Here is a 13,921-nt window from a genome sequence, read left to right as displayed (position 1 = left end):
GGACGTTGCCGTGCAGCTCTTTTTTTGTTATAATAGCTTTAACTTATTCCGCAATAGCTCAGTTGGTAGAGCGCACGACTGTTAATCGTGTTGTCGCAGGTTCGAGCCCTGCTTGCGGAGTTTTTTTATGAAAAAAATTACGTGCCGCTTTAGCTCAGCAGGTAGAGCGCATCCATGGTAAGGATGAGGTCGCCGGTTCAAACCCGGCAAGTGGCTTAAGTAAAGACAATGCCTTAGGGTGTTGTTTTTTTTTGCATAAAATAGAGAAAAGAAAGCATATCTTATGCTTTCCTTTCTCTGGATGTTCAAATTAGTTTGTTCAATCTATTAGTCCAAAGTGACTAAAGGCTTTATACAAGCCATCTTCTGTAACATCATCGGTAATGAAATCTGCCATACTTTTAATTTTTTTCAGGCAGAAGTCGCCCATCCTCTATAGGTGGGTGATGAATGCCGTTTGGTATGAGGGTTACTGTTGGTAACTCGAAAACCGATAATTAAGGCATATTTCCTTTTATTTTGGTCAATGTTATAATCAGTTTATATAAGAAATGGGTTGATATATCATGGAATGAGATACAAATAATCATTCCGTATGTCTTCTTTATTACCACCTTGTTTTAGTAACGAAATATCGTAGACACCTGATTGATGATGACATATCAGATTATGCCAAAGTTACTTTTGAAAGAATTTCAGAATCATATCACATTACATTAGTTGAGAGGAATCATGACAAAGACCACATTCATGTTGTATTCAAAGCTCAACCTAAAACAGAATGGACAACATTCATCAATGCCTATAAAAGTGCCAGCTCACGTTTGATAAAACGAGACTTTCCAAAAGTCAAGAAGTCTCTTTGGAAAAAATGTTCTGGTCTAAACGTTTTTGTCTATTGACAACTGGCGGTGCGCCAATTGATGTGATTAAAAAATATATTCAAAATCAAGGAAATAATCATAAAATAGAAAGTAGGTGAACCTTATGGAACGATTAAGAGCATACAAGTTTAGAATATATCCAACTGAAGAACAGGAAATATTCTTTGCCAAGTCTTTTGGTTGCGTTCGTAAGGTCTACAATCTAATGCTTGATGACCGAATGAAAGCTTACGAAGAAACTAAGAATGATTCAGCTAAAAAAATGAATTTTCCAACACCAGCAAAATATAAAAACGAGTTTCCGTTCTTAAAAGAAGTGGATAGCCTTGCTCTAGCAAATGCCCAACTCAATTTAGATAAGGCATACAAGAACTTCTTTCGTGATAAATCCGTAGGATTCCCTAGATTCAAAAGCAAGAAAAACCCTGTACAAAGTTATACAACGAATAATCAAAAGGGAACAATAGCTTTGATTGATAATAAATTTATTAAGCTTCCTAAATTAAAATCCTTAATCAGAATTAAACTTCATAGGCAGCCACAAGGCATTATTAAATCTGCAACACTATCACGTCATTCTAGCGGTAAATACTATATTTCTTTGCTATGCAAAGAAGAAGTTAGTGACCTACCTAAATGTCATTCTGCTGTTGGTATTGACCTAGGTATAGCTGACTTTGCGATTTTTTCTGACGGTCAAAAAATTGATAATAACAAATTTACGTCCAAAATGGAAAAGAAACTAAAACGTGAACAACGTAAGTTGTCGAGACGTGCTTTGTTAGCTGAAAAGAACGGGATCAATCTGTTTGAAGCCAAAAATTATCAAAAACAAAAACGAAAAGTAGCACAGCTACACGAAAAAGTAATGAATCAACGTACAGATTTTCTGAATAAGTTGAGTACAGAGATTATCAAAAATCACGATATTATCTGTATTGAGGACTTAAATACAAAAGGTATGTTGCGTAATCATAAATTAGCAAAAAGCATTTCTGATGTTTCTTGGTCTAGCTTTGTGACTAAATTGCAATACAAGGCTGACTGGTACGGACGCGAAATCATCACAGTGGATAAATGGTTTCCGTCTAGTCAAATCTGTTCAGAATGCGGGCACAAAGACGGCAAGAAGTCACTCGAAATTCGTGAATGGTCTTGTCCTATTTGTCATGCACATCACGACCGCGACATCAACGCTAGTATAAACATTCTGACCGAAGGTCTACGAATACAATCATTAGCTTAGATAAAATCAATAACCGTAGGAACTACGGGGATAGCTTGGTAAATAAGAGACACCGCTGTTAGTAAAGAAATACGCTATCAAGTACGCTCTGTTCCCACGAAGCTCCCACTTCAAGCGTTAAGAACCGTCAGGTTTAGCTAAGGGGTGAGTAGTTCACTTTCAGCCCCACCATTGCCCATTGCCACGCCAATAGAACAGTACTCGAGCATCGGAATATCCACTTGTGCATCACCAAAAGCTATAGTCTGACTATTTGGTTTCTTCAGGTAGTCCATAAGCAGACGGATACCTGACTGCTTATCAATATTTTTTAGTGCTATATCTCCAAAAAGAGCTGTTTCACCGGCACCACCCCATGTTCCAACTTTAAAATTGCTGAAGACTTCTTTGGCCTCCAGATAATCGCTATACTCATTGAGAAGGAAACTGATCTTATTCACCTTATTCCGGTAAACGTCTTCACCAAATATCATATCCGGAAACGCGTCTTTTACTGTAATACTGTTGGTATTCTCCTTACCTTTGCGAGCACTGTAAATCTGGATAGTTTCTTCTGCTGCTTCTTCAAAGTGGGCACTTCCGTACAGTCCTTCGTTACTTTCCAGGTAAAACTCGAGGCCTTTTTTATTTAACCAGTCAACGATTGATTGACAGTCCTGGTAGGACAGACTGCGTTCCATAATAACTTCTCCCTGGTTTTCAATATAGCTGCCATTTCCGCCAATATAACCATCAAAGCCAATGGATAATATGTCTTCGTACATCTCAGCTTTGCTTCGGCCAGTTACTGTATAAACTTTATGTCCATTTTCCTGAGCATGTTTTATGGCGGATACAGCGCTTGAGGGCAGTTCATTTTCATAGCTGACTAATGTGCCGTCTACATCTAAAAATATGTAGTGTGTTTTCATTATTAAAACCTCCCTGATTTTAGTGCAGGTTATTAAGTGCCTGCTGTCTTTTATTTTAAGACTGACTAAGTACATGTAAAAAAACCTGAAAAGGCACAGAAGATGATTTAAGCCGTCTCCATGCCTATTCAGGTTTTGCCTAGTCGTACTAGTCACAATCCTTATTAATCTACAGTATACACGATACAATACCTTTAATCTATCTCCTCTTTAGTTTAATAGTGAGTAGAGCGTATAAAAAAAATATCTGTTAACTTACCATTTAAGAAAAGGCTGTATAAAAATGCATTATTTAAGAAACGAAATAATGGATAATGCAATCGTTCCTTTTTTTTAGATTGGTCAATAATAGATAGGATGAGCAGCACTACACAGAAGTAATATAAAATGAGCATCAAGAGGCACTCATTATTTAAGCTTATTCTTCATATTCCAGCAAGTCACCGGGCTGACAGTCCAGTGCCTTGCAGATGGCTTCCAATGTGGAAAAACGAACTGCAACAGCCTTGCCGGTTTTTAATTTTGACAAGTTAACATTAGAGATACCAACTTCTTCGGCCAGGTCTTTCAAGAGTATTTTCCGGTCAGCCATGACACGGTCCAGTCTGACTATAATAGGCATTTAGCTGTCCTCCTTTACACTGTTTCATCTGACAAGCGCTGAAGTTCGATGCCGTAATTGAAAATTTCGGATACAGCGTACAAAATCAGACCAATCATTAAACTGGCGTTAACACCAATCAAGAAGTAATAACCGTTCTCCATAAGGGTCGTGACCACTAAAGAGCGGAACATTGGCAGAATAATATCAGAAACAATCAGAACAAGAGCTAGCCGTTTTATTGACTGTGCAAATTCAAAAGAGAAAGGCGTATGCCCTTTAGCAAGATAGTTAAATAACTGACTGCCTTTCCAGTAGATATAGATTCCAAGCGTAGTAGCAAAGGGTACCTCAATTAGCGCAGCAAGCTGCCGCTGTGCTTCAGTAGGAGAATTGCGCCCGCTATGAAGTATCGGAAAACTCGGCATATTTAAGTTAAACCAAATAGTGCTATCCGTAAAGAAATAGCCATATAAGGATGTTACTACAGCAATAGCCATGAATACTGCTACCACCTTTAGTAATACGGAGGATCCTTTACAAATCTGTCGAAATAATTTGATGTTCACTATGTTCACTCCTTCTATGTAGTAAGGAAAGTGTAACAGCAAAAATTATTATTATCAACAATTAATTAACGATAAACGATAATTTAATAATGTGTTTCATTATTTTGGAGCGTGAGTTATCATCTGATTTTTTACATTGTAGTATCAAAAAACATAAACAGCTCACCAAATAGCTGACATAACAGTATTTTTCGCAGATTCAAAGTGGTTAGTATTGTTCCTTAGTTTCTTTATGATACAATTATAATAGAGATAGTAATCAAAGGGGGAGCATAATGGAGTTTACTAGAGGAGAGAATCGTTTTTATAAAGAAGATAATGGGAAATTAGTTGCTGAAATTACCTGGGTGCCGCAAAGGGATACAGTAGCGGTCGATCATACGTTTGTTGATCCGTCTTTAAGAGGACAAGGAGTGGCTGAGAAGCTTGTCGATCGTGTAGTTGAAGAAATGCAGAAAGAACAGAAAAAAATTGACCCTGTGTGTCCGTATGTCGGGAAATTATTTGACCGCAAACCGGACAAGTACGAGCATGTAAGGGCTAATGATTAAAAAATACTCATTTTTTTAAATTGTATTGACAATTCACTCAATCCATAATAGAATATATCTTGTGCTTAAAAAACACAGGATGTACGGCCCCTTGGTCAAGCGGTTAAGACACCGCCCTTTCACGGCGGTAACACGGGTTCGAATCCCGTAGGGGTCATCAGCACTTTCTTGAGTGCAATTTAATGCCGGCTTAGCTCAGTTGGTAGAGCAACTGAATCGTAATCAGTGGGTCGAGGGTTCAACTCCTTTAGCCGGCATGTTTACTTTTTTTATTATTTCGGAGGGATAGCGAAGTGGCTAAACGCGGCGGACTGTAAATCCGCTCCTTCGGGTTCGTAGGTTCGAATCCTACTCCCTCCATTTATTATTATTGGGCTATAGCCAAGCGGTAAGGCAGCGGGTTTTGATCCCGTCATTCCTAGGTTCGAATCCTAGTAGCCCAGTCTCAAAAACTGTGTGGCATTATGCTGCACAGTTTTTTTTTGACTAAATGCAATTCAGTATCCTAAGCTGTAAAATTCTGAATAAGAAGAATCTAAGATTTTTAAATTTAATCACATTTCATCGCCTTTCGCCTTATAATTATATGGTATACTAACACCGTGTATGTGCAGATTTTTGGAGGTGGCATAATGCCAATTGATTTTTTAACAAATTACGACTGGTCGAGACTCTTGGCCTGGCGGACAGCAGTAAATGTTATAGATATACTGATTGTCGCTTTTTTTATATACCAGCTAATGCGTATTGTAAGAGGCACCCGAGCGGTTGAACTGCTGAAAGGCATTGGTATCATTTTACTGTTGAAAGCGTTCAGTGTGGTATTTCAACTGTACACAACGGAATTTGTCGTGGATTTCGTCATTCAGTGGTCAGCCCTGGCCTTGATTATTATTTTTCAGCCAGAACTTAGAAGAGGTCTGGAGCATCTGGGACGCGGATCACTATTTGGCCGCAAAAGGCGATCCAATCCGAGTGAAGTGATTGTTGACAATTTGTCCCATGCGATTCAATATATGGGTAAGAGACGAATTGGCGCACTGATTTCTATTGAGATGGAAACAGGTCTGGATGAATACATTGCTACAGGTATCCCATTAAATGCAGAATTGACGTCTGAACTACTTATTAATATCTTTATACCGAATACACCGCTTCATGATGGTGCTGTTATTATCAAAGACTACAAGATTGCCACAGCTGCCAGTTATCTTCCTTTATCGGAAAGTCCGGCTATTCCAAAGAAATTGGGAACCCGTCACCGGGCTGCAATCGGCTTGTCAGAAGTGTCTGATGCAATAACCATTATTGTATCGGAGGAAACAGGAGAAGTCAGTATCTCCAGACGGGGGAACTTAATTAATGACATGACGCACGATGAAGTCATTCACTACCTTAACAAAGAACTTGTTGAGACTGAAAAGGAAAAAGAGACTCAGGGACCAATTCAAGGATTTATTGAAGCGGTTCGGAAGGGAGTGTCCGGTAAGTGAAATGGAATATGGATAATCCATGGATTACAAAATTAGTTGCACTGGTTTTTGCTATCACACTCTTTTCATTTGTAGCTCTGGAAAATCAGTCACGCATCCGTTCCACAAGTCCCACAGATGGGGCGAGCATTACCAGTTCGGAAGTCATTACCAATTTACCGATTGATATCAATATTGACAGAGAACTGTATTTCGTCTCAGGAATTCCTGAGACGGCCACTATCCGACTCGAAGGTCCTCAGGCTGTCTTGACTCAGACTCTGGCTACTCAAAACTTTAACATTGCAACCCCGAACTTGAATGAACTTGGGCCGGGAAGACACACGGTCAGACTCGAAGCTGAAGGGTTAAGCAATCAGTTATCTTACAGTATCATGCCGACAGAATTGACACTTGAAATTGAAGGAAAAATAGTAGAAGAGCACGATGTCAAAGTTGAGTTTAACGAATTTGCTCATCTGGCAGATGGCTACAGCGCGGACGCTGCGGTGCTTTCTGACGAGACGGTTACCGTATCCGGGGCCGCTTCAACTATGGAAATGATCAGTGATGCGATGGTAGTGGTCATGCCGGATGGCAGTGATATTACCGATGATATTGAAATGAGACTTAACGTACTGGTTCTTGATGAAACCGGTGACCCGTTGAATGTCAATATAGCACCTCAGCAGATTGATGTATTTATACCTGTTCAAGGGACTCAACGGACACTGCCGATGAACCTTGAAGAGACCGGCACGCCTCGTGAAGAATACGAGTACCGACTGGAATTTGCTCAAGGGGAGCCGGAAAATGTTACCTTAACCGGAGAATCAGATGTACTTGAAGAATTAGAGAACTTTTCTGTAGCTGTCGACGTCTCCGGCATAACAGAGTCAACGATACGGACGATTCCGCTGAGTCTTGATGACGGAATATCAGAATCGAGTCCAAGCGAAGTGGATGTTCTTATCCGGGTTTCACCAGTTGAAGACGAAGACGATGACAATGACGATGACAATGATGAAGATGACAACGAATCAGAATAAGACTATATTTAGGAATAAGGAGACAATACAATGGGAAAATATTTTGGAACAGATGGAGTAAGAGGTGTAGCAAATAAGGAGCTGACACCAGAACTAGCTTTTAAATTAGGCCGTTTCGGTGGGTACGTTTTAGCGCAGCATGCAGGGGAAACGCACCCGCGTGTTTTAGTTGGAAAAGACACACGTATTTCCGGAAAAATGCTTGAGTACTCTTTAATAGCCGGTTTATTATCTGTCGGTGTTGAAGTCCTGAGACTTGGTGTTATCACTACACCAGGTGTTTCTTATCTGACACGTCAGCAGAACGCTGCAGCTGGTATTATGATATCTGCTTCGCATAATCCTGTTGCAGACAACGGCATCAAATTCTTTGGTTCAGATGGATTTAAACTGTCTGATGATCAGGAAGCTGAAATTGAAGCGCTGATTGATTTAGAAACAGATGACCTGCCTAGACCGAGTTCTGATGATATGGGAACGGCTGAAGAATACAAAGAAGGTATTTTGAAGTATATTCAGTTCCTGACTCAGACAATCTCCGGCGACTTATCAGGTATTCATGTGGCATTGGATGGTGCAAACGGAGCTGCGAGTCCGTTGATTAACCGTCTGTTTGCCGATCTGGATACAGATTTTGATGTGACCGGTGCGTCTCCAAACGGCTTGAATATTAATGAAGGGGTAGGCAGTACACATCCCGAACACCTGGCTGAATTTGTTAAAGAAAAAGGGGCTCAAGTGGGTCTGTCATTTGATGGTGATGGTGACCGTCTGATTGCTGTTGATGAACTGGGGGATATTGTGGATGGAGACAAGATTATGTATATCTGTGGTAAGTTCATGCATGACGAAGGACGTCTGAAAAAGAATACCATTGTATCAACTGTTATGAGTAATATTGGCTTTTATAAAGCCTTAGAGGAGCATGAACTGCAGTCTGTGAAGACTAAGGTTGGCGACCGTTACGTTATGGAGGAAATGGTCAAAAATGGCTATAATCTGGGTGGAGAGCAGTCCGGGCATGTTATTTTCCTTGACTACCATACCACGGGAGATGGTCTGCTGACGGGTATTCAGCTGCTTCACGTTATGAAAGCAACAGGTAAAAAGTTATCAGAGTTAGCTGAAGAAGTATCTACTTATCCGCAGAAACTGGTTAACATTCCTGTAACTGACAAGTACAACGTCATGTCCAACCCTGCAATCAGTGAAGTGATTGAAACGGTTGAAAAAGAAATGGCCGGAAACGGTCGTGTACTGGTTCGCCCAAGTGGTACGGAGTCGTTACTGCGTGTAATGGCAGAAGCGGCAACTGAAGAAGAAGTAGAAGAATATGTAGAACGCATCGCCCGCGTCGTTCGAGAAGAACTGGGTACAGAAGAAGCGTAAAGTTAAAAACTACAGATACTCATATTTTGAGCTGTCTGTAGTTTTTTACATAGTCATAAAGAAGGAGAGATTTCATGTCAGCATCGACTCAGTTATCTGTATCAGATATTAAAAGAGAAGCAAAAGAGCAATTAAGCGGCCGCTGGAGAGAAGTTATTCTGTTGCACCTTATTCCTGTGGCCATTGCGGTCTTGTTTACAGGGGGTATTTACGGACTGGATTTGATGTCATTGACACGTATCTACAATACAGGAGACCAAGTGGATTTAGTGGTGAGTTTCTTAGTAACATTTATCTCCATTGGTATATCATTCACTCTACTGGATATGATTCGTTCGAGAGAGTACACTGTTAAACCACTTCCAGATTCCGTTCAGGTTTTTTCCAAGAAGTTATTTATCCCGGTGTTTATTATTCAACTGCTGCAGGTTGTTTTCGTAACCTTGTGGAGTTTTTTGTTCATTATTCCGGGTATAATTAAAAGTTACGCATACAGTCAGGGTTTTTTCATCTATAAAGACCGAAGAAACAGCACACCAGAAGAGTATCCGACTTCCCTAGAATGCATTACGGAAAGTCGGGAAATGATGAATGGACACAAACTGGATCTGTTTGTCCTTCATTTGTCATTTATCGGCTGGCATCTCTTGGAAGCTTTTACCCTGGGTATCGCAGCCTTGTATGTACGGCCTTATCTAAATACGGCAGAAGCAGTCTTTTATGACCGTTTGGCTGAAAAACAAAACATGACAGTATCGCCTTCTCCTCACGTTTATAAGACAACGGAAGATGAGGACGGCTTTGCTGATTTTTAATTGAAACTCCTTCTGATTAGAGGCTAATCGTTACAAGTAAGATTCAAATTCAGTGAAACTCCTTCCGATTAGACATTTTCGGTACACGTTTTTTAACAAACCGACCATACTCCTATCGAATAACACCTATTCGGTTCAAGTTTGCTGCTTGCTTCCCGTCAACTTGTCCCGATACAACTTCTGTCAATCATAAGCTTAAACATTTTGAATCGAGATAGGAAAAGACCATCAGCTGAGCTGATGGTCTTCCTTTTAGTTGAAAAATTTATAGCCAAATCGTTATGAAAAACCAGATAATCATAATCATCTGTATGATTAGTTCAGCGACACGACCGCTTAAGAAACCAATCAGTGAGCCGATGGCAGCTTTAAATGCGTCACTTCCTGTGTTTTTCTGCCAGTATTCCGCTATGAAAACGGCAATGAAGGGAAGCAGGATGATGCCAAAAGGAGGGTAGACAAAGGTACCGATGATGATGGCAAAGGTTGCTACGCGCTCCCCGAGCTTGCTTCCACCAAATCGCTTAACTGCTAGAGAACCAGCAAGCACATCTGCCAGCAGCAGAAGAATAGTTAAGGCGCCCATGGACACCCAGAAAAACCAGGTTAAAGCAGAACCATTAATCAGAAAATGGTAAAGTAAGAATCCAGCCCATAAAGTCAGTACTGAAGGCAGGAACGGGAAGAACAGTCCGACAAAACTCAGTGCGAATAGCGCTATGATGATAATCCATATGATAATATCCAAATATGGTAGCTCCTTTCCTGTAACTCAATTATACTTTCAGTATACTAGAGATTAACTTTATTAAAAAAGATAACGTCTAAATAAAAAAAGTTTGACAAGCTATTTATAGACGTGCTAGTATCAGAGAGAATTACAAAACATAAAGTTTTCAAGGAGTGCTGCAGTGTGATCAAGACATTTTCAGAGAAGCAAATGGAATGTTGCTGTACAAAATGTACAGTTTATTTCTCATGCTCTCAAAAATGTTCTTGCCTATTCAGTACCCGAGATGTACAGTCTATAATTAACTAAATTGACTGGGGACTTTATTGATAAAGAATAACTTTGCTACGAGCGCATGAGGAGAAATCCTTGTGTGCTTTTTTAGTAGAAAAATTAGGAAAGGAGTGATTGGACTGATTATTCATTCAGTAAATGAATTGATTGGAAACACCCCCTTGATGCAGATTCATGGCTATGACTTGCCAAAAGGAACCCGCATACTTGCGAAGCTGGAACAGTTTAATCCGGGAGGCAGCATTAAAGACCGATTGGGGAGTTACCTGATACAGCAAGGCTTGAAGAGCGGAGATATAAACAAGGATACAGTCATCATTGAGCCAACAGCCGGAAATACTGGGATTGCGCTGGCCTTGGCCGCGCTTGAATACGGAATGAAGACATGGTTCGTCGTTCCGGAAAAATTCAGTCAGGAAAAACAGGTGCTCATGCAGGTGCTGGGAGCAGAAATTATTCATACGCCGACGGAAGAAGGGATAACCGGAGCCATTGAAAAGGCGAAAGAACTTCATAAGGCAACCGAAAACAGCTATCTGCCACTTCAGTTCGAAAATCATTTAAATCCGGCGGTCTATTACGAAACCTTAGGCCCCGAGCTCATCAGCGACTTGGATGACCAATTGCCCGATTCCTTTGTCGCAGGTGCTGGAAGTGGCGGAACCTTCAGTGGAATTTCTCGTTATCTGAAAGAAAAATCACCTGCAGTCCGCACGGCTATTGTAGAACCGGAAGGCTCCATCCTAGCTGGTGGAACACCGGGTTCTCATGATACGGAAGGAATAGGAGTAGAGTCAATTCCACCATTCCTGGATAAAGAAACGCTGGATGCTATTTACACCATATCTGACCAGGAAGCCTTTTATTATACAAAAGAGCTCGCCCGAAAAAACGGATTGTTTGTTGGAAGTTCAAGCGGCGCAGCATTTGCGGCAGCACTGAAAGAAGCAAAAACATTACCTGAAGGAAGCACCATAGTTACCATTTTTCCGGATGGCAGTGAGCGGTATCTTTCGAAAAATATTTATCATTATAAAGGAGACGATACAAAATGAAGATGAAAACAACATTTATACACGGTGGTATTAGTCATGACGAAGCAACTGGATCGGTGAACGTACCCATTCATCAGACTACGACCTACAAACAGGACAAAGTGGGTGTGCACAAAGGATTCGAGTACTCAAGAACCGGTAACCCGACTCGATTGGCTCTGGAAAAGCTGATAGCTGATATGGAAAACGGCCTTCGCGGCTTGGCTTTCGGATCAGGATCTGCAGGAACCCACACCATTTTTTCACTCTTTTCAAAAGGTGATCACATTATTGTGGGAGATGACGTTTACGGCGGAACCTACCGACTAATCAATAAAGTATTAAAACGTTTGGGCTTGACCTTCACTGTCGTGGACACAAGTGACCTGAGTACAATTGAACCGGCTATCACTCAAAATACTCGAGCGATTTTCCTTGAAACGCCAACGAACCCGCTGCTGAAAGTAACGGATATTGAAGGGGTAGCGAAGCTTGCGAAGGAGAAGAACCTGATTACGATAGTGGACAATACCTTTGCCACACCTTATCATCAGCGTCCGCTTGATTTAGGTGCCGATATCGTCCTGCACAGTGCCTCGAAATATTTAGGAGGACACAGCGATGTGGTTGCCGGACTAGTCGTTACAAAGAGAGAAGACCTCGCTGACGAGTTGAGTTTTTTACAAAATGCGATTGGTGGTATACTGGGACCACAGGACAGCTGGCTGGTTCAGAGAGGCATCAAGACTTTAGGACTAAGAATGGATGCTCATGAGTCCAATGCTAAAAAAATAGTTGAATTTTTAAGTCAGCATGATAAAGTTGAGAAAGTATATTATCCCGGTCTGGCGAGTCATCCTGGTCATTTAACAGCTAAAAAACAGACCAGTGGTTTCGGCGGTATGGTGTCGTTTGAATTGCAGGAAGGTTTGTCAGCAAAAATGTTTGTAGAAAGCCTCTCATTAATTACATTGGCTGAAAGCCTGGGAGCGGTAGAAAGTTTAGTCGAGATTCCCGCATTAATGACCCACGGATCGATTCCAGTAGAAGATAGACTGAAATCGGGTATAAAAGATGAGCTGATTAGACTGTCAGTCGGTATCGAGGACAGTGACGATTTACTTGAGGATTTAGCTAAAGGATTTTCGAATTTATAACAGCAGTATTAGGGAGATCATATGAAAGCATTCAGAGAATTCATTGAGACATATAAAAAAAATGATCCGGCTGCAAGGAGTACGCTTGAGATTGTGCTGACGTATCCCGGGCTATGGGCAGTAGCGTACCACCGAGTGGCGCACTACCTGTATCATTATAATTTGAAATTAGTCGCTCGAATGCTTTCGATGTTTGCCCGCTGGATGACCGGCATTGAAATCCATCCCGGTGCAACAATAGGCAGACGATTGTTTATTGATCATGGCATGGGAGTGGTTATAGGAGAAACGGCTGTTGTAGGTGATGATGTCATTATTTTTCACGGAGTCACACTTGGAGGCAGGGGAGACGAGACAGGTAAACGGCATCCCACTATTAAGGACGGCGTACTCTTGTCTGCACATGCTCAAATTATCGGCAATGTAACAATCGGTCAGTATGCAAAGATTGGAGCAAATGCTGTTGTCTTGAATGATATTCCCGAAGGTGTCACTGCTGTCGGTATTCCGGCCAAAGTTGTGAAGTCCAGAAAAGAAAATGAACAGTCTGCACCAGCTGAAAAGGAGTAGGCTAATGGGAAGAGAATTTTTAACAGTATTCAAAGACTGGGCTGAAGAGTATGATACAGTGGTAGCAGGAGGCGACCGGCAGTACCAGGATGTGTTTGAGAATTATGATGACATTTTGGATGAAATCGTAGTTTTATCGGGGGAATCAGTCATTGAGTTTGGGATTGGTACAGGAAACTTGACGAGCCGATTGCTGGCAGCTGGAAAGCAAGTGTGGGGTGTGGAGCCGTCGCATGAAATGAGAAGCGTGGCTGAAGAAAAGCTACCCCCTCACATAACTATCGTTGACGGAGACATGCAGAACTTTACAAAGCCACCTTATCACGTTGACAGTATAGTGAGTTCTTATGTGTTTCACCATTTATCCGACGATGAAAAGAAAGATGTACTCAAAGATTATGCAGCATTGTTAGCAGATGGAGGCAAACTGGTTTTTGCCGATACAGCATTTATTTCTGAAAAGGAAAAAGATAAACTGATTAGCCAGTATCCTGTTGAAGATTATCCAGACTTGATAGACGACTTGAACCGGGAATATTATCCCTATATGTCAACTGTCTATGAAGGGCTTAAAGAAGCAGGGTTTCGAAGAATTGGCTTTACTCAGATGAATCGATTTGTCTGGATAATAGAAGCAGAAATCTAATGA

Annotated in this window: 14 protein-coding genes, 6 tRNA genes and 1 pseudogene; 17 read left to right on the top strand and 4 right to left on the bottom strand. The window is 41.1% G+C overall.

Annotated features, from left to right (window positions below; translation table 11 throughout):
• The first annotated feature begins 47 nt into the window (after window positions 1-47).
• The 4 genes and pseudogenes from ACYVLS_RS03700 (at window position 48) to tnpB (ending at window position 2,130) form a co-directional block, all read left to right on the top strand.
• Window positions 48-120: transfer RNA gene (locus ACYVLS_RS03700), tRNA-Asn, on the top strand.
• Window positions 121-143: 23 nt separating this feature from the next.
• A tRNA-Thr gene (locus ACYVLS_RS03695) sits at window positions 144-216 on the top strand.
• A 359-nt stretch (window positions 217-575) separates the two neighbouring features.
• Window positions 576-982, top strand: a pseudogene (gene tnpA, locus ACYVLS_RS03690) (IS200/IS605 family transposase); the annotation flags it as partial.
• 5 nt (window positions 983-987) lie between these two features.
• Window positions 988-2,130 (top strand): IS200/IS605 family element RNA-guided endonuclease TnpB, encoded by a 1,143-nt coding sequence (gene tnpB, locus ACYVLS_RS03685; RefSeq protein WP_460321359.1) that lies wholly within the window; start codon window positions 988-990, stop codon window positions 2,128-2,130.
• Window positions 2,131-2,267: 137 nt separating this feature from the next.
• Here tnpB and ACYVLS_RS03680 read toward each other — a convergent pair whose 3' ends face one another.
• From ACYVLS_RS03680 to ACYVLS_RS03670, 3 genes are all read right to left on the bottom strand, one after another.
• Window positions 2,268-3,041: a Cof-type HAD-IIB family hydrolase gene (locus tag ACYVLS_RS03680; protein WP_460321357.1), complete on the bottom strand. Its 774-nt coding sequence runs from the start codon at window positions 3,039-3,041 to the stop codon at window positions 2,268-2,270.
• 418 nt (window positions 3,042-3,459) lie between these two features.
• Window positions 3,460-3,663 (bottom strand): helix-turn-helix domain-containing protein, encoded by a 204-nt coding sequence (locus ACYVLS_RS03675; RefSeq protein ID WP_460321355.1) that lies wholly within the window; start codon window positions 3,661-3,663, stop codon window positions 3,460-3,462.
• A gap of 14 nt (window positions 3,664-3,677) precedes the next feature.
• Window positions 3,678-4,142 (bottom strand): DUF2975 domain-containing protein, encoded by a 465-nt coding sequence (locus ACYVLS_RS03670; RefSeq protein WP_460321353.1) that lies wholly within the window; start codon window positions 4,140-4,142, stop codon window positions 3,678-3,680.
• Between the two features lie 344 nt (window positions 4,143-4,486).
• Here ACYVLS_RS03670 and ACYVLS_RS03665 point away from each other — a divergent pair, with 344 nt between their 5' ends.
• The 9 genes from ACYVLS_RS03665 to ACYVLS_RS03625 all read left to right on the top strand — a co-directional run bounded on the left by ACYVLS_RS03665 (window position 4,487) and on the right by ACYVLS_RS03625 (window position 9,487).
• Window positions 4,487-4,762, top strand: a complete 276-nt coding sequence (locus ACYVLS_RS03665; RefSeq protein WP_460321350.1) for a GNAT family N-acetyltransferase — start codon at window positions 4,487-4,489, stop codon at window positions 4,760-4,762.
• Window positions 4,763-4,847: 85 nt separating this feature from the next.
• Window positions 4,848-4,919: transfer RNA gene (locus ACYVLS_RS03660), tRNA-Glu, on the top strand.
• Between the two features lie 27 nt (window positions 4,920-4,946).
• Window positions 4,947-5,019, top strand: a tRNA-Thr gene (locus ACYVLS_RS03655).
• A gap of 22 nt (window positions 5,020-5,041) precedes the next feature.
• Window positions 5,042-5,122: transfer RNA gene (locus ACYVLS_RS03650), tRNA-Tyr, on the top strand.
• 11 nt (window positions 5,123-5,133) lie between these two features.
• A tRNA-Gln gene (locus ACYVLS_RS03645) sits at window positions 5,134-5,205 on the top strand.
• 189 nt (window positions 5,206-5,394) lie between these two features.
• Window positions 5,395-6,255 (top strand): diadenylate cyclase CdaA, encoded by an 861-nt coding sequence (gene cdaA, locus ACYVLS_RS03640; RefSeq protein WP_460321348.1) that lies wholly within the window; start codon window positions 5,395-5,397, stop codon window positions 6,253-6,255.
• On the top strand, window positions 6,252-7,283 hold the full coding sequence (locus ACYVLS_RS03635; protein ID WP_460321346.1) for a CdaR family protein: 1,032 nt from the start codon (window positions 6,252-6,254) through the stop codon (window positions 7,281-7,283). Before cdaA ends, ACYVLS_RS03635 begins: the two co-directional genes overlap by 4 nt.
• Window positions 7,284-7,313: 30 nt before the next feature.
• Entirely contained in the window at window positions 7,314-8,672 is a 1,359-nt protein-coding gene (gene glmM, locus ACYVLS_RS03630) for a phosphoglucosamine mutase (protein WP_460321344.1), read from the top strand.
• Between the two features lie 74 nt (window positions 8,673-8,746).
• A complete protein-coding gene (locus ACYVLS_RS03625) occupies window positions 8,747-9,487 on the top strand; it encodes a DUF975 family protein (protein ID WP_460321342.1) in 741 nt (246 codons plus the stop codon).
• Window positions 9,488-9,752: 265 nt separating this feature from the next.
• Here the strand turns inward: ACYVLS_RS03625 and ACYVLS_RS03620 are convergent, their stop codons facing one another.
• A complete protein-coding gene (locus ACYVLS_RS03620; protein WP_460321340.1) occupies window positions 9,753-10,235 on the bottom strand; it encodes a DUF456 domain-containing protein in 483 nt (160 codons plus the stop codon).
• A gap of 395 nt (window positions 10,236-10,630) precedes the next feature.
• Here ACYVLS_RS03620 and ACYVLS_RS03615 point away from each other — a divergent pair, with 395 nt between their 5' ends.
• The 4 genes from ACYVLS_RS03615 to ACYVLS_RS03600 are packed head-to-tail and all read left to right on the top strand — an operon-like array spanning window position 10,631 to window position 13,918.
• A complete protein-coding gene (locus ACYVLS_RS03615) occupies window positions 10,631-11,566 on the top strand; it encodes a PLP-dependent cysteine synthase family protein (protein ID WP_460321366.1) in 936 nt (311 codons plus the stop codon).
• The gene (locus tag ACYVLS_RS03610; protein ID WP_460321338.1) at window positions 11,563-12,702 is read left to right on the top strand and encodes a bifunctional cystathionine gamma-lyase/homocysteine desulfhydrase; all 1,140 of its coding nucleotides are present in this window, start codon (window positions 11,563-11,565) and stop codon (window positions 12,700-12,702) included. The genes ACYVLS_RS03615 and ACYVLS_RS03610 overlap by 4 nt, the downstream gene beginning before the upstream one ends.
• Before the next feature lie 21 nt (window positions 12,703-12,723).
• The gene (gene epsC, locus ACYVLS_RS03605; protein ID WP_460321336.1) at window positions 12,724-13,272 is read left to right on the top strand and encodes a serine O-acetyltransferase EpsC; all 549 of its coding nucleotides are present in this window, start codon (window positions 12,724-12,726) and stop codon (window positions 13,270-13,272) included.
• A 4-nt stretch (window positions 13,273-13,276) separates the two neighbouring features.
• Window positions 13,277-13,918: a class I SAM-dependent methyltransferase gene (locus ACYVLS_RS03600; protein WP_460321334.1), complete on the top strand. Its 642-nt coding sequence runs from the start codon at window positions 13,277-13,279 to the stop codon at window positions 13,916-13,918.
• Window positions 13,919-13,921: the final 3 nt, after the last annotated feature.

Source organism: Alkalibacterium psychrotolerans (genome assembly GCF_054784355.1).
This window is presented reverse-complemented; position numbering and strand designations above follow the sequence as displayed.